The following is a 202-nucleotide window of genomic DNA, read 5'->3' on the forward strand; positions in this document are numbered from 1 at the left end:
CATTGGCGACGGCGGCCACGCCCGCTGGGGTCAAGCTGATGACACCGGTCACGGGATCAATCTCAAACCAAGCGTCGTCATTGCCGCTGACGATACTGTAGGTCACTGGCGTGCCTTCCGGATCGGTCGCAGACACAGTGCCAATCACAGTGCTGTCGCTGCTGTTTTCAAAATACGTAAAGTTGTAGCTGGTTTCGCCCAC

General features: G+C 56.9%; 1 protein-coding gene. It reads right to left on the reverse strand.

Going from position 1 to position 202, the window contains the following annotated elements; translation table 11 throughout:
- The coding region (locus H5123_RS20895) for a cadherin repeat domain-containing protein (RefSeq protein ID WP_182699106.1) at positions 1–202 on the reverse strand (202 nt) is incomplete at both ends.

Source organism: Shewanella sp. SR43-4, from assembly GCF_014163845.1.
Taxonomy (GTDB): domain Bacteria; phylum Pseudomonadota; class Gammaproteobacteria; order Enterobacterales; family Shewanellaceae; genus Shewanella; species Shewanella vesiculosa.